General features: G+C 74.3%; 17 protein-coding genes and 1 riboswitch. Of the genes, 9 read left to right on the plus strand and 8 right to left on the minus strand.

The features are described from left to right. Positions 1–53: 53 nt before the first annotated feature. Together ACFYX3_RS23720 and ACFYX3_RS23725 are read right to left on the minus strand one after the other, a co-directional pair. Positions 54–923: an alpha/beta fold hydrolase gene (locus tag ACFYX3_RS23720; RefSeq protein WP_389016596.1), complete on the minus strand. Its 870-nt coding sequence runs from the start codon at positions 921–923 to the stop codon at positions 54–56. A gap of 152 nt (positions 924–1,075) precedes the next feature. Further along, on the minus strand, positions 1,076–1,516 hold the full coding sequence (locus ACFYX3_RS23725) for a MarR family winged helix-turn-helix transcriptional regulator (protein WP_376582044.1): 441 nt from the start codon (positions 1,514–1,516) through the stop codon (positions 1,076–1,078). A gap of 95 nt (positions 1,517–1,611) precedes the next feature. On the opposite strand from ACFYX3_RS23725, the gene ACFYX3_RS23730 reads away from it, so the two are divergent. Together ACFYX3_RS23730 and abc-f are read left to right on the plus strand one after the other, a co-directional pair. Continuing rightward, on the plus strand, positions 1,612–1,959 hold the full coding sequence (locus ACFYX3_RS23730) for a DoxX family protein (protein ID WP_382656364.1): 348 nt from the start codon (positions 1,612–1,614) through the stop codon (positions 1,957–1,959). A 119-nt stretch (positions 1,960–2,078) separates the two neighbouring features. Next, positions 2,079–3,701, plus strand: coding sequence for a ribosomal protection-like ABC-F family protein (gene abc-f, locus ACFYX3_RS23735; protein WP_389016601.1), 1,623 nt, complete (start codon positions 2,079–2,081; stop codon positions 3,699–3,701). A 170-nt stretch (positions 3,702–3,871) separates the two neighbouring features. On the opposite strand, the gene cobN is transcribed toward abc-f, so the two are convergent. Further along, positions 3,872–7,474, minus strand: coding sequence for a cobaltochelatase subunit CobN (cobN, locus tag ACFYX3_RS23740; RefSeq protein ID WP_389016604.1), 3,603 nt, complete (start codon positions 7,472–7,474; stop codon positions 3,872–3,874). Positions 7,475–7,511: 37 nt separating this feature from the next. Continuing rightward, a riboswitch (cobalamin riboswitch) is annotated at positions 7,512–7,641 on the minus strand. A 115-nt stretch (positions 7,642–7,756) separates the two neighbouring features. On the opposite strand from cobN, the gene ACFYX3_RS23745 reads away from it, so the two are divergent. The 4 genes from ACFYX3_RS23745 to ACFYX3_RS23760 all read left to right on the plus strand — a co-directional run bounded on the left by ACFYX3_RS23745 (position 7,757) and on the right by ACFYX3_RS23760 (position 12,956). Beyond that, the gene (locus ACFYX3_RS23745) at positions 7,757–8,986 is read left to right on the plus strand and encodes a cobalamin biosynthesis protein CobG (protein WP_389016718.1); all 1,230 of its coding nucleotides are present in this window, start codon (positions 7,757–7,759) and stop codon (positions 8,984–8,986) included. A gap of 14 nt (positions 8,987–9,000) precedes the next feature. Beyond that, a complete protein-coding gene (locus tag ACFYX3_RS23750) occupies positions 9,001–9,636 on the plus strand; it encodes a precorrin-8X methylmutase (protein WP_389016721.1) in 636 nt (211 codons plus the stop codon). Continuing rightward, positions 9,633–11,126, plus strand: coding sequence for a precorrin-2 C(20)-methyltransferase (locus ACFYX3_RS23755; RefSeq protein ID WP_389016607.1), 1,494 nt, complete (start codon positions 9,633–9,635; stop codon positions 11,124–11,126). Before ACFYX3_RS23750 ends, ACFYX3_RS23755 begins: the two co-directional genes overlap by 4 nt. A gap of 135 nt (positions 11,127–11,261) precedes the next feature. Further along, on the plus strand, positions 11,262–12,956 hold the full coding sequence (locus ACFYX3_RS23760) for a fibronectin type III domain-containing protein (protein ID WP_389016610.1): 1,695 nt from the start codon (positions 11,262–11,264) through the stop codon (positions 12,954–12,956). On the opposite strand, the gene ACFYX3_RS23765 is transcribed toward ACFYX3_RS23760, so the two are convergent. After that, on the minus strand, positions 12,946–13,671 hold the full coding sequence (locus tag ACFYX3_RS23765; RefSeq protein ID WP_389016613.1) for a cobalt-precorrin-6A reductase: 726 nt from the start codon (positions 13,669–13,671) through the stop codon (positions 12,946–12,948). The genes ACFYX3_RS23760 and ACFYX3_RS23765 overlap by 11 nt on opposite strands. A 12-nt stretch (positions 13,672–13,683) precedes the next feature. Between ACFYX3_RS23765 and ACFYX3_RS23770 the strand changes: the two genes are divergently transcribed. Together ACFYX3_RS23770 and ACFYX3_RS23775 are read left to right on the plus strand one after the other, a co-directional pair. Then, on the plus strand, positions 13,684–14,802 hold the full coding sequence (locus ACFYX3_RS23770) for a cobalt-precorrin-5B (C(1))-methyltransferase (RefSeq protein ID WP_376582054.1): 1,119 nt from the start codon (positions 13,684–13,686) through the stop codon (positions 14,800–14,802). A 40-nt stretch (positions 14,803–14,842) separates the two neighbouring features. Continuing rightward, on the plus strand, positions 14,843–15,409 hold the full coding sequence (locus tag ACFYX3_RS23775) for a GNAT family N-acetyltransferase (protein WP_389016618.1): 567 nt from the start codon (positions 14,843–14,845) through the stop codon (positions 15,407–15,409). Here ACFYX3_RS23775 and ACFYX3_RS23780 read toward each other — a convergent pair. Then, a complete protein-coding gene (locus ACFYX3_RS23780) occupies positions 15,394–16,071 on the minus strand; it encodes a hypothetical protein (RefSeq protein WP_389016621.1) in 678 nt (225 codons plus the stop codon). The two genes, ACFYX3_RS23775 and ACFYX3_RS23780, sit on opposite strands and share 16 nt — an antisense overlap. Positions 16,072–16,164: 93 nt before the next feature. On the opposite strand from ACFYX3_RS23780, the gene ACFYX3_RS23785 reads away from it, so the two are divergent. Beyond that, positions 16,165–16,239 carry a 50S ribosomal protein bL37 gene (locus ACFYX3_RS23785; protein ID WP_099895366.1) on the plus strand — a complete coding sequence of 25 codons (75 nt, stop codon included), beginning with the start codon at positions 16,165–16,167 and terminating at the stop codon, positions 16,237–16,239. A gap of 87 nt (positions 16,240–16,326) precedes the next feature. On the opposite strand, the gene cobM is transcribed toward ACFYX3_RS23785, so the two are convergent. Genes cobM through ACFYX3_RS23800 form a run of 3 tightly spaced genes read right to left on the minus strand, consistent with a single transcriptional unit; the run spans position 16,327 to position 18,481 of the window. Then, entirely contained in the window at positions 16,327–17,076 is a 750-nt protein-coding gene (cobM, locus tag ACFYX3_RS23790) for a precorrin-4 C(11)-methyltransferase (protein WP_389016624.1), read from the minus strand. After that, on the minus strand, positions 17,073–18,308 hold the full coding sequence (cbiE, locus tag ACFYX3_RS23795) for a precorrin-6y C5,15-methyltransferase (decarboxylating) subunit CbiE (protein WP_389016627.1): 1,236 nt from the start codon (positions 18,306–18,308) through the stop codon (positions 17,073–17,075). The genes cobM and cbiE overlap by 4 nt, the downstream gene beginning before the upstream one ends. A gap of 32 nt (positions 18,309–18,340) precedes the next feature. Further along, complete coding sequence (locus ACFYX3_RS23800; protein WP_352029168.1) at positions 18,341–18,481, minus strand: DUF6126 family protein; 141 nt, start codon at positions 18,479–18,481, stop codon at positions 18,341–18,343. Positions 18,482–18,523: the final 42 nt, after the last annotated feature.

Raw genomic sequence — 18,523 nt, forward strand, 5'->3', positions numbered from 1 at the left:
CTATCGAGTGGTGGACGACCGCCGCCGCGCAGAAGGAGCCCCCTCCCGGCGGCTCAGCCCTCGGCCAGCACCGCCCGCAGCGCCTTGGCGAACTCCTCCGGGGCGCCCTGCTGCCCGAACTCGCCGCCCAGGAAGCCGCCGTGGTGGCTCGGGAAGACGGCGAGCGGGGTGCCGAGCGCCCCGGCGAGCGCGGCCGCCGCGCGGGCCGCGAGCTGACCCTCGGACTCCTCGCCCGCGGCCACCACGATCCGGGTCGGCGCGGCGCTCAGGGCGGGGACGTCGGGCCGATAGGAGGTGCAGCCGCGCATGTTCTGCCCGAGCAGCGGGTCGCCGCGCGAGCCGTCGTCCTCGGACGGGAAGCCGAAGGTCTCGGGCCCGGGGAACGGGCCGTCGGACCAGTCCGCCGGGAGGGGGCCCTGGTGGCCGGTCAGGGCGATGAACCTGACCATGCCCGCGCCCCAGCCGTCCCGCAGATAGGTCGCGTGGACGTCCTCGCAGGCCGCGAGGGCGGCCTCGCGGTCCTCGACGACCTGCGCGGTCGGCGGCTCGTGCGCGACGAGGGTGTGCACCAGGTCGCCGCGGCGGGCCACCAGCGCGAGGGAGTTGACGGCGCCCCCGCTGCTCGCGAAGACGTCCACGGGGCCGGCGCCGAGCGCCTCGATCAGCCGGGCCAGGTCGTCGGCGTGCTCCTCGGGGAGCGTCTCCGCCGCGCCGTCGGTGCGCTCACTGCGGCCCACCCCGCGCGGGTCGTACGTCACCACGGTCCGGTCGGCGAAGTGGGAGGCGAGCGTGGTGAAGCCGGTCGCGTCCATGGGCGAGCCGATCAGCAGCAGGGGACGCTCGTCGGTCCCGGTGCCGGGGCGCACGTCGTAGCGCAGGGTCGCGCCGACGGTGTCCAGGGTCCGGGTGTCGGTCTCGGCCATGGTTCTCTCCTCCAGGGTGGAACGGTCATGGAGGTAGACGGCCCGCGCCCCCGGAAGTCATCGCAGCCGGGCGAAGTCTTTCTCGGCGAGTCTTCCGCGACGAGTTCCTCCGCGACGAGTTCTTCCGCGCCGAGGCTCTCTCGCTCTGGCGACTACTCGCCACATTCGTGGACGGCCGGGTCCACGACGACACGGTCCAACAGTCCCCGCAGAAGGACCTGTTCGGCCTCGGTGAGGTCACCGAAGAGCTCCTTCTCGGCCTCGCGCACGGCCTCGTCGATGCGCTCCAGGGCGTCGGTGCCGGCCGGGGTGATCTCGACGATGTGACGGCGGCGGTCGGCCGGGTCCCGGCGGCGCTCGGCGAGCCCGGATGCCTCCAACTCGTTCAGGATCGCGACCAGTTGACTCGGGTCGAGCTCCATCGCGACGGCGAGCTCGCGCTGGCTCGTGGCCCCCGGGGCGAGCTGCATCAGCGTCATCGCGTTGCGCGGGTGCAGCCCGGCGACACCCAGGGCGGCGCGGATGCGCGCGCCGGTGAGCTCGCCGCGGAAGGAGAGGAGGAAGCCGAGGCGGTCGGTCGGGAGAGCTGCCATGCCGTCCACGGTAACAAGAACATCTCGATTATGGAGCGACGTAAATCGTTGTTACTCTTCAACGGTTGTCGCCCCCAGACCGTTGGAGTGCCTCCATGTTCATCGCCTATGCCGCCGTCGCGGCCCTGCTCGCCCTCGCCTCACTCGGCTCCGCCTTCATGACCTTCACCAAGAACCCGCAGGTCATCGGCAGCATGACCAAGGTGGGCGTGCCGGAGAGCGCGCTGCCGTGGCTCGCGACCGCGAAGGCGGCGGGCGCGATCGGCCTGCTCGTGGGCCTCTTCGTCCCGGCGCTCGGCGAGGCCGCGGCGGTGGGTCTGGTGCTCTACTTCGCGGGTGCGGTCATCTCCCACCTGCGGGTGAAGGACTACGAGCTGGCGCCGGCGGCGGTCCTGACGCTGATCGCGGCGGCGGCACTGGTCCTGCGCATAGCCTCCGCCTGACCCTCTCGTCGACGATACGAGACGTATCGTCTTGTCATACCTCCCCGGGTGCCGTACTGTCGCCACTCAGGCGAGACGTCTCGTCTCGTGTCCGTGTCCCCGACGGCAGGAGGTCGCCCTTGTTCCGTGCCCGATTCATCGACGTCACCAAGCGCTACGACGACCGGTACGTGCACGACCGGACCGTGCTCGACCGGGTCTCGTTCACCGTCCGCCCCGGCGAACGCCTCGGCATCGTCGGGGACAACGGCGCGGGGAAGTCCACCCTGCTCCGGCTCCTCGCCGGCCTGGAGACCGCCGACAACGGCACGGTGACCGTCGAGAGCCCCGGCGGGGTGGGCCACCTCGCCCAGACCCTGGACCTGCCCCCGACCGCGACCGTCGGCGACGCCGTCGACCACGCGCTCGCGGACATCCGGGACCTGGAGGAGACGATCCGCGGCGCCGAGGCGGAGCTGTCCACCACCGGCGACCTCGCCGGGTACGCGGAACTGCTCGCCGCGTACGAGGCGCGGGGCGGCGCCGGGGCCGACCGGCGCGTCGAGACCGTCCTGCGGCGGCTCGGCGAGCCCGCGCCGCTCGACCGGGACCGGCCGCTCGGCACCCTCTCCGGCGGGCAGCGCGCACGGCTCGCCCTCGCCGGCGTCCTCGCCGCCGACCCCGAACTGCTGCTGCTCGACGAGCCCACGAACGACCTCGACGACGAGGCCGTCGCCTGGCTGGAGGAGCGGCTGCGGGCCCACCGGGGCACGGTCGTCGCCGTCTCCCACGACCGGGTCTTCCTCGACCGCGTCACCACCGCCGTCCTGGAGGTGGACGAGGACCGCCACACCCTGCGGCGGTACGGCGACGGCTACCGCGGCTACCTCGCCGGACGCGCCGCCGAGCGGGCCCGCAGACAGCGGGAGTACGAGGAGTGGAAGGAGGAGCTCGCCCGGTACCGGGCGCTGGCCGACACCCACATCGACCGGTTCTCCGCGATCCCCCGCAAGGCCCCGGCCGCGTTCAGCGGGGCGGGCGCCTTCCGGGCCCGGTCACGGGCGCACGGCGCCATGAGCCGCGTCCGCGCCGCCCGCGAACGGCTCGCCCGGCTCACCGACGCGCCCGTCCCGCCGCCGCCGGAGCCGCTGCGCTTCCGCGCGGACCCGGTGGGCGAGGGCGCGGCGGTCTCCGTGACCGGCCTCCGGGTCGACGGCCGGCTCCACCTGGACGCGCTGCACCTGTCGCCGGGCGCGCGGCTCCTCGTGACCGGGCCCAACGGCGCCGGGAAGACCACCCTCCTCCGAGTCCTGGCGGGCGAACTCACCCCGGACGCGGGCACGGTGACCGCACCCGCCCGGGTCGGGCTGCTCCGCCAGGACACGACCTCACCCCTCGACCCCCGTACGGTGGGCGAGGCCTTCGGAGAGGGCCGCGAGGACGAACTGCTCGCCCTCGGGCTCTTCGCCGCCCGGGATCTGGCGACCCCGGTCCGGCTGCTTTCCACGGGACAGCGCCGGAAGCTGGAACTGGCCCGGTTGGTGACCTCGGCCGCCGATCTGCTGCTCCTCGACGAGCCGACGAACCATCTGGCGCCGGGGCTCGTGGAGGAGCTGGAGGCGGCGCTGGCTTCTTATCGGGGCACGGTGATCGTGGTGACCCACGACCGTCGCCTGCGCGCCGACTTCCGGGGCCACCGCCTGCACCTGACCCCGCCCGTTGCGGGCCCGCGCCCTGCCGGCGCCAGAGGCTCCCGCGCCTGAACCCGCACCGCGAGTGACGGCGCCCAAGGGTGCGGGTCAGGCGCGGAACGCGGAGGCGCCGCTGAAGGGCGCCGTCCCGTGTGCCCACCCGTCCCGCCCCAGCGGGACGATTGCCCACACGGGCAGGGCGCGGGCCCCACACGGCAGTAGGCACCACCCGGCAGGCAGGCCTACTCCTCGCCCTCCAAGTCCCCCTCCGTCTCCAGGAAGACCTGGCGGAGGGCCGCCAGGGTCTCCGGGTCCGGCTTCTCCCACATGCCGCGCGACTCCGCTTCCAGGAGGCGTTCCGCGATGCCGTGGAGGGCCCAGGGGTTGGCCTCCTTGAGGAAGGCCTGGTTCGTCTCGTCGAGGACGTACTCCTGCGTGAGCTTGTCGTACATCCAGTCGGCGACGACACCGGTCGTCGCGTCGTACCCGAAGAGGTAGTCGACGGTCGCCGCCAGCTCGAACGCGCCCTTGTACCCGTGGCGCCGCATCGCCTCGATCCAGCGCGGGTTGACCACGCGGGCGCGGAAGACCCGGGAGGTCTCCTCGACGAGCGTGCGGGTGCGGACGGTCTCGGGGCGGGTGGAGTCGCCGATGTACGCCTCGGGCGCCGTGCCCGTGAGCGCGCGGACGGTCGCGACCATGCCGCCGTGGTACTGGAAGTAGTCGTCGGAATCGGCGATGTCGTGCTCGCGCGTGTCCGTGTTCTTCGCGGCCACCGCGATCCGCTTGTACGCGGTCTCCATCTCCTCCCGGGCCGGCCGGCCTTCGAGACCACGGCCGTACGCGTACCCGCCCCACACCGTGTACACCTCGGCGAGGTCCGCGTCGGTGCGCCAGTCGCGCGAGTCGATCAGCTGGAGGATGCCCGCGCCGTACGTGCCCGGCCGCGAGCCGAAGATGCGGGTGGTGGCGCGCCGCTCGTCGCCGTGCTCGGCGAGGTCGGCCTGCGCGTGCGCACGGACGTAGTTGTCGGAGGCCGGTTCGTCGAGGCCCGCGACGAGCCGTACGGCGTCGTCCAGGAGCCCGATGACGTGCGGGAACGCGTCCCGGAAGAAGCCCGAGATGCGCAGCGTCACGTCCACGCGCGGGCGGCCGAGCTCGGCGAGCGGGATCGGCTCCAGGCCGTTCACGCGGCGCGAGGCCTCGTCCCACAGCGGGCGGACACCGAGGAGGGCGAGCGCCTCGGCGACGTCGTCGCCCGCGGTGCGCATCGCGCTCGTGCCCCAGAGGGAGAGACCGACGGAGGTCGGCCACTCGCCGTTGTCGGTGCGGTAGCGCTCCAGGAGGGAGTCGGCGAGCGCCTGGCCGGTCTCCCAGGCGAGCCGGGACGGCACGGCCTTCGGGTCGACGGAGTAGAAGTTGCGGCCGGTCGGCAGGACGTTGACCAGGCCCCGGAGGGGGGAGCCGGACGGGCCGGCCGGGACGAAGCCGCCGTTCAGGGCGTGCACGGCGTGGGCCAGCTCGTCGGTGGTGGCGGCGAGCCTCGGCACGACCTGGAGAGCGGCGAAGGACAGCACCTCGCGGACCTCGGGGCCGTACGCGGCGGCGACCGTCTCGATCGCGTCCACCGCCCAGCCGGCCGCCTCCATCGCCTCGACCAGTTCCCGCGCCTTCGCCTCCGCCTCGTCGGCGGTCGTGCGGGTCGCGGCCGACTCGTCCAGTCCGAGGGCCTCGCGCAGACCCGGCAGGGCCTGCGTGCCGCCCCAGATCTGGCGGGCGCGGAGGATGGAGAGGACCAGGTTGACGCGGGCCTCGCCGGTCGGCGCGCCGCCGAGGACGTGCAGGCCGTCGCGGATCTGGGCGTCCTTGACCTCGCAGAGCCAGCCGTCGACGTGCAGCAGGAAGTCGTCGAAGCCGTCGTCCTCCGGGCGCTCCTCCAGGCCGAGGTCGTGGTCGAGCTTCGCGGCCTGGATGAGGGTCCAGATCTGGGCGCGGATGGCCGGGAGCTTCGCCGGGTCCATCGAGCTGATCTGCGCGTACTCGTCGAGCAGCTGCTCCAGGCGCGCGATGTCGCCGTACGAGTCGGCGCGGGCCATCGGCGGCACGAGGTGGTCGACGAGGGTCGCGTGGACGCGGCGCTTGGCCTGGGTGCCCTCGCCCGGGTCGTTGACGAGGAACGGGTAGATCAGCGGGATGTCGCCGAGGGCCGCGTCGGGGCCGCAGGCGGCGGACAGGCCGGCGTTCTTGCCGGGCAGCCACTCCAGGTTGCCGTGCTTGCCGAGGTGGACCATGGCGTCGGCGCCGAAGCCGCCGTCCTCGGCGCGGGCGGCGATCCAGCGGTAGGCGGCCAGGTAGTGGTGGGACGGCGGGAGATCGGGGTCGTGGTAGATCGCGATCGGGTTCTCGCCGAAGCCGCGCGGCGGCTGGATGAGGACGAGGAGGTTCCCGCGGCGCAGGGCGGCGAGGACGATGTCGCCCTCCGGGTTCTGCGAGCGGTCGAGGAACATCTCGCCGGGCGCCGGGCCCCAGTGCTCCTCGACCTGCTCGCGGAGCTCGGCGGGCAGGGTGGCGTACCAGCGCTTGTAGTCGGCGGCCGGGATGCGGACCGGGTTCTTCGCGAGCTGCTCCTCGGTCAGCCAGTCCTGGTCGTGGCCGCCGGCCTCGATGAGGGCGTAGATCAGCTCGTCGCCGTCGCCGGAGACCAGGCCCGGGAGCTCGGCCTCGGGTCCGAAGTCGTAGCCCTCGGCGATCAGGCGGCGCAGCAGCGCGACGGCGGAGGCCGGGGTGTCGAGGCCGACGGCGTTGCCGATGCGGGAGTGCTTCGTCGGGTACGCGGAGAGGACGAGCGCCAGCCGCTTCTCGGCGTTCGGGATGTGGCGGAGCCGGGCGTGCCGGACGGCGATCCCGGCGACGCGGGCCGCGCGCTCGGCGTCGGCGACGTACGCGGGCAGGCCGTCCTCGTCGATCTCCTTGAAGGAGAAGGGGACGGTGATGAGCCGGCCGTCGAACTCGGGCACGGCGACCTGGCTGGCGGCGTCCAGCGGGGAGAGGCCCTCGTCGTTCTCCTCCCACGCGGACCGCGATCCGGTCAGGCACAGGGCCTGGAGGATCGGCACGTCGAGCGCGGCGAGCGCGCCCGCGTCCCAGGCCTCCTCGTCGCCGCCGGCCTGCGCCTCGGCGGGCTTGGTGCCGCCGGCGGCGAGGACGGTCGTGACGATCGCGTCGGCCCCGCGCAGGACGGAGATCAGCTCGGCCTCGGGGGCGCGCAGGGACGCCACGTACAGCGGGAGGGCGCGGGCGCCGGCGTGCTCGATGGCGCCGCACAGGGCGTCGACGAAGGCGGTGTTCCCGCTCATGTGGTGGGCGCGGTAATAGAGCACGGCGACGGTCGGGCCGGTCTCGGTGGCCTTGGCCGTCCGCTCCAGGGGGCCCCAGGTGGGGGCGGCGGCCGGGGCCTCGAAGCCGTGGCCGGTGAGCAGGACCGTGTCGGAGAGGAAGCGGGCCAGGTGCTCCAGGTTGGCCGGGCCGCCGTGCGCCAGGTAGGCGTGCGCCTCGGTGGCGACGCCGACGGGGACGGTGGAGGCCTCCATGAGCTGGGCGTCGGGGGCCTGTTCGCCACTGAGCACGACGACCGGCTTCCCGGCGGCGCGGATCGCGTCGAGGCCCTCCTGCCAGGAGCGGACGCCGCCGAGGAGCCGGACGACGACCAGGTCGGCGCCGTCGAGCAGCCCGGGGAGGTCGGCGAGCGGGAGGCGGGAGGGGTTGGCGAAGCGGTACTCCACCGGCCCCCCGGCCGCACGGGCGCTGAGCAGGTCGGTGTCGGAGTGCGACAGCAGCAGGAGCATGGCGAGCTCAGGCCCTTCCTCGGGGTTGTCCGCGCCCCGGGTGGTCGTATGGACGGCGGGAGTTCCTGACTCACCCGTGGGTTACGGGCTCACAGTGGCGGGACCGCGCCGGATTCTCACCGGGCTTCCTCCCCGGGGTCCTGGGACCCCATGCCGATCTGCATCCTAGAACGTGCCGCCGACCGGCCCCAGGGAGCGAGGGGGTCGGCCGGATCACACCGGCCGGAGAGAGCGGGAGAGTCGGCCGGATCACACCCGGTGGTCAGCCGGTTCCCCGTGGGTATGCTCGCCGCCATGCCGCCCACCCCACCCCCGACGCCCCGACCGGGCGAAGCTCGCATACGGGACCGTGGCGACGCCTGCCCCGGGGCGCTGCGCCTGCACTCCGCCGACGACGGTCGCCTGGCCCGACTGCGCCTGCCCGCAGGGCGATTGACGGCCCGTCAGGCCGAGGTCCTGGCCCGGGCCGCCGAGAGCCTGGGCGACGGGCGGATCAGCATCACCTCGCGCGGCAACGCGGAGCTGCGCGGCCTCGGCGAGGGCTGCGGGGCGGAACTGGCCGGCCTTCTGGCCGGGGCGGGCCTCCTGCCCTCGCCCACCCACGAGCGCGTCCGCAACATCGTGGCCTCGCCCGGCGCGGGACTCGACGGACTCGGCTACGCGGACGTGCAGTTGTGGGCGCGCGCACTGGACACGGCGCTCTGCGCGGAGCCCCGGGCCGCGTCCCTTTCGGGACGGTTCCTGTTCCTCCTCGACGACGGACGCGGCGACGTCGCCGGGCTCGGCGGCGATGTGAGCTTGATCGCAGGACCGGAGGGGTCGGCTCTGCTGCGGCTCGGTCCGCACGCGTTCCGGCTCGCCGCCGCCGACGCCGTCCGGGCCGCCCTCGCCGCCGCCCTCGCGTTCCTGGACGCCGCCGAGGCCGCCGGGAACGGGGCCTGGCGGCCCCGCGAACTGCCCGACACGCACGTGCCCGACTGGGCCGGGGCCCTCGCGCGGGCCGGGATCACGGCGGAGCCCGTACCCGTACCGCCGCTTCCCGCGTCCCCGCCGCCCGCACCCGGCCCGCTCGGCGCGCACGCCCTGCACGTCCTCGCCCCGCTCGGCCGCCTGACGGCCGCCCAGCTGCGGGCCCTGGCCGACGGGGCCGACGAGCTGCGGTTCACGCCCTGGCGTGGCGTGGTCGCCGTCGGTGCCGCCGCCGACCGGCTGCCCGGCCTGGAGACGTACGGCCTGGTCACCCGTCCCGACCTGCCCTCGGTCGGGGTCAGCGCCTGCACCGGGCGGCCCGGCTGCGCCAAGTCCCTCGCCGACGTACGGACGGACGCCGGCCTCGTCCACCGCGGGGGCCTGCCCGTCCACTACTCCGGGTGCGAGCGCCGCTGCGGCCACCCGCACGGCGCCTGGGTCGACGTCCTCGCCACCGGCGACGACACCTACCTGGTGGACGGCGTCCCCACCCCCCGTACCGCCCTGCCCGAAGCAGTGACCACGGCCCGCACGACGAGATGAGCGAGAGCACCAGGATGTTCGACTACGAGAAGGACGGGACGGAGATCTACCGCCGGTCCTTTGCCACGATCCGCGCCGAGGCGGACCTCGCGGGCCTGCCCGCCGACGTCGCCCAGGTGGCGGTCCGGATGATCCACGCCTGCGGCATGACCGACCTCGTGCAGGACATCGCGTACTCCCCCGGCGTCGTCGCGAGCGCCCGCGCCGCCCTCCAGGCCGGCGCGCCCATCCTCTGCGACGCGCAGATGGTCGCCAGCGGGGTCACCCGCAAGCGGCTGCCCGCCGACAACGAGGTCCTCTGCGCCCTCTCCGACCCGGCCGTCCCGGGCCTCGCCGCCGAGCTCGGCACCACCCGCTCGGCCGCCGCGCTCGAACTGTGGCGGGACCGCCTCGAAGGCTCCGTCGTCGCCATCGGCAACGCGCCGACCGCCCTCTTCCACCTCCTGGAGATGATCGCGAAGGGCGCCGGGAAGCCCGCCGCCGTCCTCGGCATCCCGGTCGGCTTCATCGGCGCCGCCGAGTCCAAGGACGCGCTGGCCGAGAACACCCTCGGCCTCGACTACCTGGTCGTACGGGGCCGGCGCGGCGGCAGCGCGATGACGGCCGCCGCGCTCAACGCCCTCGCCCACGAAGCGGAGATCCAGGCATGACCACCGTGACCGGCAAGCTGTACGGCGTGGGCCTCGGCCCCGGCGACCCGAACCTGATGACCGTCGCCGCCGTGAAGGCGATCGCGTCCGCCGACGTGATCGCGTACCACTCGGCCCGCCACGGCCGCTCCATAGCGCGCTCCATCGCCGCCGAGCACATCCGCGAGGACCACGTCGAGGAGCGGCTGATGTACCCGCTCACGGTGGAGACCACGGACCACCCGGGCGGCTACCGGGGCGCCCTGAACGACTTCTACGAGGAGGCCGCGGCCCGCCTCGCCGCCCACCTGGACGCCGGCCGCACCGTCGCCGTCCTCGCCGAGGGCGACCCGCTGTTCTACGGCTCGTACCAGCACATGCACAAGCGGCTGGCCGACCGCTACGACACGACCGTCATCCCCGGCGTCACCTCGGTGAGCGCCGCCGCCGCCCGGCTCGGCGAGCCGCTGTGCGAGGCGGAGGAGGTCCTCACGATCATCCCCGGCACCCTGCCGGAGGACGAGCTGACGGCCCGCCTCGCGGGCACCGACTCGGCGGTCGTGATGAAGCTCGGCCGCACGTTCCCGACGGTCAAGCGGGCCCTGGAGCGGGCGGGCCGGCTGGACGACGCGCGGTACGTGGAGCGGGCGTTCATGCGGGGCGAGCGCACGGAGAGGCTGACGGAGGTCGACCCCGAGTCGGTCCCGTACTTCTCGGTGGCGGTCCTCCCCTCCCGTATCGACCAGGAGCCCCCCGTACGGGAGACGGGCGAGGTCACCGTCGTCGGCACCGGCCCCGCCGGGGCACCCTGGCTCACCCCCGAGTCGCGCGGCGCGCTCGTCAACGCCGACGTCCTCGTCGGCTACACCACCTACCTCGACCGGGTCCCCGTCCTCCGCCCCGGCCAGATCCGGCACGGATCCGACAACAAGGTCGAGTCCGAGCGCGCCGAGTTCGCCCTCGACCTGGCCCGGCGCGGCCGGAAGGTCGCGGTCGTCTCCGGCGGCGACCCGGGCGTCTTCGCCATGGCGACGGCGGTCCTGGAGGTGGCCTGCGAGCCGGAGTACGCGGACGTGCCCGTACGGGTCCTCCCGGGGGTCACCGCGGCCAACGCGGCGGCGGCAGCGGCGGGCGCCCCGCTGGGCCACGACTACGCCACGATCTCCCTCTCCGACCGCCTCAAGCCCTGGGACGTCATCGAGGCCCGCCTCCGCGCGGCCGCCTCCGCCGACCTGGTCATCGCCCTCTACAACCCGGGCTCCAAGTCCCGCACCCACCAGGTCGCCGCGGCCCGCGACCTCCTCCTCGAACTCCGCGCCCCCGAGACCCCGGTGGTCGTCGCCCGCGACGTCGGCGGCCCGGAGCAGTCGGTCCGCGTCCTGACCCTGAAGACCCTGGACCCCTCGGAGGTCGACATGCGCACCCTCCTCCTGATCGGCTCCTCGCAGACGCGGGCGGTCGAACGGGGCGACGGCCGCACGATCACGTGGACGCCGCGGCGGTACGGCTGAGATCCGGGGCACGAGATCCGGGGCACGAGATCCGAGGTGGGGGCGGGCACAACCCTTCCCCCACCTCGGGAGTCACACAGGAGTTCCCCCGTTTCACATGCTTCACATAGGTCCGGAAAGGGCCCTCCCCCTGTGATGACTCGTACCCGGCTGAGCGCCCTGGCCGTCACGGCCGCCCTCGCCGCCTCCGGCGGTCTGCTCACCGCCACTCCTGCCGCCGCGGCCGTCACCTGCACGTCCCCGGTGTGGAAGGCGGAGTTCTTCGCCAACTCCACGTTCAGCGGCACCCCCGAGCTGACCTCCTGCGACAGCGCCATCGCCGAGAACTACGGCTACGGCGACCCGGCGGGCGGCAGGCTGCCGCGGGACGACTTCTCCGTCCGCTGGTCGGTGACCCGCGACTTCGGCTCCGGCGGTCCGTTCACCTTCACCGCCGCGGCCCAGGACGGCATCCGCGTCAACCTCGACGGCGTCCGCAAGATCGACCTGTGGCGGAACGTCTCCACCACCCAGTCGAAGACCCTCAACCTCACCGTTCCGGCCGGCCGCCACACCATCACCGTGTACTACGCGGCCTGGACCGGCGCCGCGAACGTCAAGTTCGGCTACACGCCGGTCACTTCGGCCACCGCCGACAAGGTCCGCCCGCTCGCCCCGACCGGCGCCACCGTCGCGTACGACAAGACCCTCGACAAGGTCACCCTGCGCTGGGCGGCGAACAAGGAGATGGACCTCGCCGGCTACCGCCTCTACCGGCGCCCGAGCACCTCCACCACGTGGACGAAGGTCAGCAGCGCCACCGCCCTGGTCACCGGCACCTCGTACGTGAACTACCCGCCCGCGACCGGCCAGACCTACCTGTACGAGCTCCGCGCCGTGGACAAGGCCGGCAACGAGTCCCCGGGCGGCGCCGACCTGACCGTCGTGTCCGTGGACAGGACCCCGACCGCCGCCCCGGCGGGCGTGGCCGCGTCCGACGGCTACACCGGCGTCGCCCTGGCGTGGCAGCCGGTCACGGGCGCGGCGACGTACACCGTCCACCGGCAGCGCACCGGCACCACCGACCCCGTCGCGCAGGTCGCGACCGGCGTCACGGCCACCACCTGGAGGGACACCACCGCCACCGAGCGGACCGGCTACACCTACTGGGTCTCGGCCGTCGACGCCGCCGGCAACACCTCGGCCCGCACCTCCGTCACCGCCACGCGCGGCGACTACGCGCCCGGGGCCCCCACGGGCCTGACCGCGGTGGACACCGGAAGCCACATCCGGGGCTTCGCCCTGAGCTGGACCGCCCCGGCGGACACCGACGTGGCCTCCTACCGCGTCTACCGCAACGGCTCCCTCCTCGGAACCGCCCCCTCCCCCTCGTACACCGACGAGAACGGCCTCTGGCACGGCACGACCTACCGGTACACGGTCACGGCCGTGGACCGGGCCGGCCACGAGTCCCCGGCCTCCGCCGAGGCCGTGGTCACGACCGAGGGCGACCTGATCGCCCCGGCGCCCGTCACCGGCCTCAAGGCGACGCCGCGCGAGGACGGCGTGCTCGTCGAGTGGGACGCGAGCACGGAGCCCGACCTCAAGCGCTACGAGGTCTACCGGGCCGAGAAGTACGACGACGGCGACGGCGGCACCATCTGGCTCGCCCACCGCGTCGAGTACCTCTCCAAGACGGCCACCTCGTTCCTGCACCCGAGCGAGGCGGACGGCGAGAACGTGATGTACACCGTCATCGCCGTGGACCAGTGGGAGAACATGCTCCGGGCCGACGACCCGAGCCTGAACTGGGCCGAGGTCACCGAACTCGGCACGCCCGTCACCCCGTAGCCACCCAGGCGGCGGCCTCCTCCGGGGTCGCCGCCACCGGGACGCCGGAGGGGACCGGGGGGCGGCGGACCACCACGACCGGGAGGCCCGCCTCGCGGGCCGCGGTCAGTTTCGGGGCGGTCGCCGCGCCGCCGCTGTCCTTCGTCACCACCACGTCGATCCGGTGGCGGGCGAGGATCTCCCGCTCGCCGGCCAGGGTGAAAGGGCCCCGGTCGAGGAGGACCTCGGCGCGGGCCGGCATCGGGGCGTCCGGGGCGTCCACCGAGCGGACCAGGAACCACTGCGGACAGGCCGCGAAAGCCGCCAGGCCCATGCGGCCGGTCGTCAGGAAGACCCGGTCGCCGAGCCCGTCCAGGGCCCGCGCCGCCTCCTCCAGGGACGCCACGGAACGCCAGTCGTCGCCCTCCCCCGGGACCCAGCCGGGGCGCCGCAGCGCCAGCAGGGGAACATGGGCGGTGGCGGCCGCCCGGGCCGCGTTGAAGCTGATCCGCTCGGCGAAGGGATGGGTGGCGTCGATGACCGCGTCCACGGCGTGCCCTGCCAGCCACTCCACGAGACCGTCGACACCCCCGAACCCGCCGATCCGGACCTCGCCCGCCGGCAGCCGGGGGCTCGCCACCCGGCCCGCGAGGGAGCTGGTGACCCGGACCTCGCCGTGCAGCAGTCCGGCGAGGGCGCGGGCCTCGGTGGTCCCGCCGAGAATGAGTATGTGCACAGGAGCCTCTTCGTGACTTCAGGCGGCGGGCGTGAGGCCCAACTCAAGCACACCGGCCTCCGGCCGGGCTGGACGACCGGTGCCTGCGCGACGGCGGCCACCACCGCCGCGTACACCGCGCTGCTCACCGGCGACTTCCCCGACCCGGTGACGATCACCCTCCCGAAGGGCCAGACTCCGTCGTTCGCGCTGACCGCCGAGTCCCTGACGGCCGGTGCCGCCATGGCCGCCGTCGTGAAGGACGCCGGCGACGACCCGGACGTCACGCACGGGGCCGTGATCCGCTCGACGGTACGGCTCCTGCCGCCGGGTTCGGGCGTGGTCTTCCGCGCGGGCCCCGGCGTCGGCACCGTCACGCTGCCCGGCCTCCCGCTGGAGGTCGGCGAACCCGCGATCAACCCCGTGCCCCGGCAGCTGATGCGCGAACACGTCGCCGCGGTCGCCGCCGCGCACGGCGCCCCCGGCGACGTCGAGATCACCGTCTCCGTCGACAACGGCGCCGAGATCGCCCGCTCCACCTGGAACCCGCGCATCGGCATCCTCGGCGGCCTCTCGATCCTCGGCACGACCGGCGTCGTCGTCCCGTACTCCTGCTCCGCCTGGATCGACTCCATCCGCCGCGGCGTCGACGTGGCCCGCGCCGGCGGCCTCACCCACGTCGCCGGCTGCACCGGCTCCACCTCCGAGCGGACCGTCACCGGGATCTACGACCTGCCGGAGATCGCGCTCCTCGACATGGGCGACTTCGCGGGCGCGGTCCTGAAGTACATCCGCCGCCACCCCGTCGACCGGCTCACGATCTGCGGCGGCTTCGCCAAGCTCTCCAAGCTGGCCGCCGGCCACCTCGACCTCCACTCGGCCCGCTCCCAGGTCGACAAGGCCTTCCTCGCCGAACTCGCCCGCACCGGCGGCGCCTCCGACGCCCTCGCCGCCGAGATCGCCGCCGCCAACACGGGCCTCGCCGCCCTCCGCCTCTGCGAGGCCGCGGGCGTGCCCCTGGGCGACCTCGTCGCCGCCCGCGCCCGCGACGAGTCCCTCGCGGTCCTGCGGGGCGCGCCCGTCGCGGTCGACGTGATCTGCATCGACCGGGCGGGCGTCGTCGTGGGGCGGTCTGCGGTGGCGGGGCCGTAAACCGCACGACAGCGCCGCGCCGCTCGCCGAGAATCCCGGGATGACCGACTTCTCGCACAAGCCCACCCTCACCGGTGACCTGGTGGTCCTCCGTCCCGTCACCGAGGCGGACGTGCCCGCGCTGCTGCCGCTGTTCGAGGACCCGGAGGTCACCCGGCTCACCGGCAGCCACACGCGCTTCGACGAGGCGGCCCTGCTCAAGTGGTACGGCTCGCGCGGCGCGCAGGACGACCGGCTCGACCTCGCCGTCGTCGAGCGGGCCACCGGGCGGGTCGTCGGCGAGGCCGTCCTCAACGAATGGGACCCCGACAACGAGAGCTGCGCCTTCCGGATCGCCTTCGTCCCGGACGCCGTCGGCCGGGGCCTCGGCACGGAGGCGACCCGCCTGATCGTCGGCCACGGCATCGAGACGCTCGGCCTGTACCGGATCTGGCTGGAGGTCTACGCCTTCAACCCCCGCGCCCGCCGCGCCTACGAGAAGGCAGGCTTCCGGCCGGAGGGCGTCCTGCGGGGCGCGCTGCGGTGGGAGGGGGAGCGGGTGGACGCGACGCTCATGTCGGTGCTCGCGCCGGAGTGGGGGACGGACGCCCGTCAGGCCGTCGGGTAGCCGATCTCCGCGATGTCCTCGGCCAGGTCGGCGAGCTCCACCTCCGGGTTGAGGGCCGCCACGACCTCCGGGGTCAGCGGTCGGAGGGCCAGGACGTGGCGTACGGCCTCCAGGTCGACCGGCTGCTCGTAGTAGTCCTCGGCGAACTCGGCGTACGCCTCCGCCGAGCGGTCGACGAGCAGGTGGAGGAGGCGGCCGGAGCCGTCCGGGTCCTCGTGGCCGTCGAGGTCCGGGAACTCGACGCGGCCCGTGCGCCAGGCCGGGTCCGTGGTCTCGCGCCACAGACAGGCGGTGGTCACGTGCACCCCGTCCTCGTCCGTGAACGCGGGCTCCGTCAGGTACTCCCGGAAGGCCTCCGGGACCCCGTCGAGGACCCCGGGCCAGGTCTGCCCGTCCGCGAGCGACCCGAACGGACTCAGCGGCGACTCGTGGTCGAAGACGCGCGCGAACGCCCCGGCGGCGGAGAGGACGATCGTGTACTCGTCGCCCGATCCGTCCTTCATCGACGCCAGCTGCTCGGTCTCCGACCAGTGCGCGTCGTAGGAGTAGTAGCGGTCCTCCCACTCCGGGCTCAGGACGGCTTCCAGCATCGCGAGCCCCCGGGAGCGGTCGCGCAGTTCCTCGATGCCCGGCAGCGCCCGGGCCACGTCGTAGACGGTCACGGAGCCATTCAATCCCGTGGCACCGACATGCGGCGCCACGGCCCTGAACCTAGGCTCTTGCCCAGACAGAGTCCCCGAGCGAGAGGGAGTCCCATGGCGAAGCGCGGCAACAAGAAGCGGGCCCGCAAGAAGAAGAAGGCGAACCACGGCAAGCGGCCCAACGCCTGATCGTGGTGCTGACGGAGGCCGGACCCGTGTGGGGGTCCGGCCTCCGTCGTGCCGTACGTCAGCGGGTACGGCCCCTGCCGGGAGCCGTCAGCAGACGTGGCGGTCGCGCGCCGGGTCGTACAGGTGGCTGTCGCGGAACTCCGAGGCCGCCAGCGTGCGGCCGACGATGATGACGGCCGTCTTCGTGATGCCCGCCGTCTTCGTCTGCTCCGCGATGTCCTCCAGGGTGCCCCGCAGGACCACCTCGTCCGGCCGGCTGGCCATGGCGACGACGGCGGCCGGGCAGTCGGCGCCGTAGTGGGGGACGAGTTCGCCGACGACCCGGTCGACGTAGCGCGCGGCGAGGTGGAGGACGAGCAGGGCGCCGCTGCGGCCGAGCGTCGCGAGGTCCTCGCCCTCCGGCATCGGGGTGGCCTGCTGGGCGATGCGGGTGAGGATCACCGTCTGGCCGACGGTCGGGACCGTCAGCTCCCGCTTGAGCGCGGCGGCGGCCGCCGCGAAGGCCGGGACGCCGGGCACGACCTCGTACGGGATGCCGACCGCGTCCAGGCGGCGCATCTGCTCGGCGACCGCGCTGAAGACGGACGGGTCGCCGGAGTGGAGCCGGGCGACGTCCTGGCCTGCCTCGTGGGCCGCGACGATCTCGGCGACGATCCGGTCCAGGTCGAGGTTGGCCGTGTCGACGAGCTTCGCGTCCGGCGGGCACTCGGCGAGCAGCTCGGTGGGCACGAGCGAGCCGGCGTAGAGGCAGACCCCGCACTTCGCGAGGGTCCGCGCGCCGCGCACGGTGATCAGGTCGGCCGCGCCGGGGCCCGCGCCGATGAAGTAGACGGTCATGAGTCGGTACAACCCTTCGTTACGGACCACTGGGTGACGGGCATGGCCTGGCGCCAGCCGGTGAAGCCGCCCACGGGCACGGCGGTGGAGACGGCGAGCCGGATCAGTTCGCCGCCGTGGCGGCCGTACCACCGGGCGAGCAGCGCCTCGGACTCCAGCGTCACGGTGTTGGCGACGAGCCGGCCGCCGGGCGGCAGGGCCTCCCAGCAGGTGTCGAGGAGGCCGGGGGCGGTGAGGCCGCCGCCGATGAAGACCGCGGACGGCGTCTCCAGGCCGGACAGCGCCGCCGGCGCCGGTCCGGTGACGACCTTCAGGCCGGGTACGCCGAGGGCCGCGGCGTTGCGGGTGATGCGGGCGGCCCGCTCGGGCGACTTCTCGACGGCGATCGCCCGGCAGGAGCGGTGGGTCCGCATCCATTCGACGCCGATGGAGCCGGAGCCGCCGCCGACGTCCCAGAGGAGTTCGCCGGGGGCGGGGGCGAGGGCGGCGAGGGTGGCGGCGCGCACGTACCGCTTGGTGAGCTGGCCGTCGTGCTCGTAGGCCTCGTCCGGGAGTCCGGGCGCGGCGCCGAGCCGGAGGGTGCCGGGGTCGCGGGCGCAGTCGAGGGCGAGGACGTTGAGGGGGTCGGTGCGCTCGTGCGGCCAGTCGGCGGCGGTCCCGTCGAGGAGCCGCTCGGCGGGGCCGCCGAGCTGTTCGAGGACGCGGATGCGGGTGCCGCCCCAACCGGTGTCGCGCAGCAGCTCCGCGACCCGCGCGGCCGTGTCGGCGCCTTCGCTGAGCACGAGGAGGCGCCGGCCCTCGTGGAGGGCGGCGGAGAGCGCGGCGAGGGGCCTGGCGACGAGCGAGAGGGTCTCGACGGCTTCGAGGGGCCAGCCGAGCCGGGCGCAGGCGTACGAGACGGAGGACGGGTGGGGGTGGATGCGGAGGCGGTCGGCGCCGACGGTCTCCGCGAGGGTGCGGGCGATGCCGTGGAAGGAGGGGTCACCGCTGGCGAGGACGGCGATCGCGCGGCCCTCGTGGGCGGCGAGCAGTCCGGGGACGGCGGGGCGGAGGGGCGAGGGCCAGGCGATCCGCTCGCCGGGGCAGTCGTCCTCCGGGAGGAGGCCGAGCTGGCGGGGGGCGCCGAGCAGGACCTCGGCGGCGCGCAGCGCGCGGCGGGCGCTCTCGGGGAGCCCGTCCCAGCCGTCCGCACCGATCCCGACGACCGAGACCACCGATATCGCAGCGTTCACGCGGGGGACTCTACGTGAGCCCTGGTCGGGCCTTACTTCGGGGCGTTCTGCCCGACGTGGAAGAGGAGCCAGACGAAGCCGGCGAAGGCGTGTGTGGCGAAGACGTACACGAAGACGCGGAGCATCACGCCCCGCTCCTTCCAGCGCTCGTTGTCGTACGTCTTCCCGGCCATGCCCTCCAGGGTACGGGCGGCCGGAATAGAGGAGGGGGTCGC

It is taken from the genome of Streptomyces sp. NPDC002463 (assembly GCF_042889835.1).
In the GTDB taxonomy this organism is placed as follows: domain Bacteria; phylum Actinomycetota; class Actinomycetes; order Streptomycetales; family Streptomycetaceae; genus Streptomyces; species Streptomyces nymphaeiformis.

What these genes read in the sequence shown, in the direction of transcription:
- ACFYX3_RS23800 (WP_352029168.1), bottom strand. Translation starts at nt 18,481, where the DNA reads ATGGCCGGGAAGACGTACGACAACGAGCGCTGGAAGGAGCGGGGCGTG.
- ACFYX3_RS23720 (WP_389016596.1), bottom strand. Translation starts at nt 923, where the DNA reads ATGGCCGAGACCGACACCCGGACCCTGGACACCGTCGGCGCGACCCTG.
- cobN (WP_389016604.1), bottom strand. Translation starts at nt 7,474, where the DNA reads ATGCTCCTGCTGCTGTCGCACTCCGACACCGACCTGCTCAGCGCCCGT.
- ACFYX3_RS23755 (WP_389016607.1), top strand. Translation starts at nt 9,633, where the DNA reads ATGACCACCGTGACCGGCAAGCTGTACGGCGTGGGCCTCGGCCCCGGC.
- ACFYX3_RS23750 (WP_389016721.1), top strand. Translation starts at nt 9,001, where the DNA reads ATGTTCGACTACGAGAAGGACGGGACGGAGATCTACCGCCGGTCCTTT.
- ACFYX3_RS23775 (WP_389016618.1), top strand. Translation starts at nt 14,843, where the DNA reads ATGACCGACTTCTCGCACAAGCCCACCCTCACCGGTGACCTGGTGGTC.
- ACFYX3_RS23725 (WP_376582044.1), bottom strand. Translation starts at nt 1,516, where the DNA reads ATGGCAGCTCTCCCGACCGACCGCCTCGGCTTCCTCCTCTCCTTCCGC.
- ACFYX3_RS23730 (WP_382656364.1), top strand. Translation starts at nt 1,612, where the DNA reads ATGTTCATCGCCTATGCCGCCGTCGCGGCCCTGCTCGCCCTCGCCTCA.
- cobM (WP_389016624.1), bottom strand. Translation starts at nt 17,076, where the DNA reads ATGACCGTCTACTTCATCGGCGCGGGCCCCGGCGCGGCCGACCTGATC.
- ACFYX3_RS23760 (WP_389016610.1), top strand. Translation starts at nt 11,262, where the DNA reads ATGACTCGTACCCGGCTGAGCGCCCTGGCCGTCACGGCCGCCCTCGCC.
- ACFYX3_RS23745 (WP_389016718.1), top strand. Translation starts at nt 7,757, where the DNA reads ATGCTCGCCGCCATGCCGCCCACCCCACCCCCGACGCCCCGACCGGGC.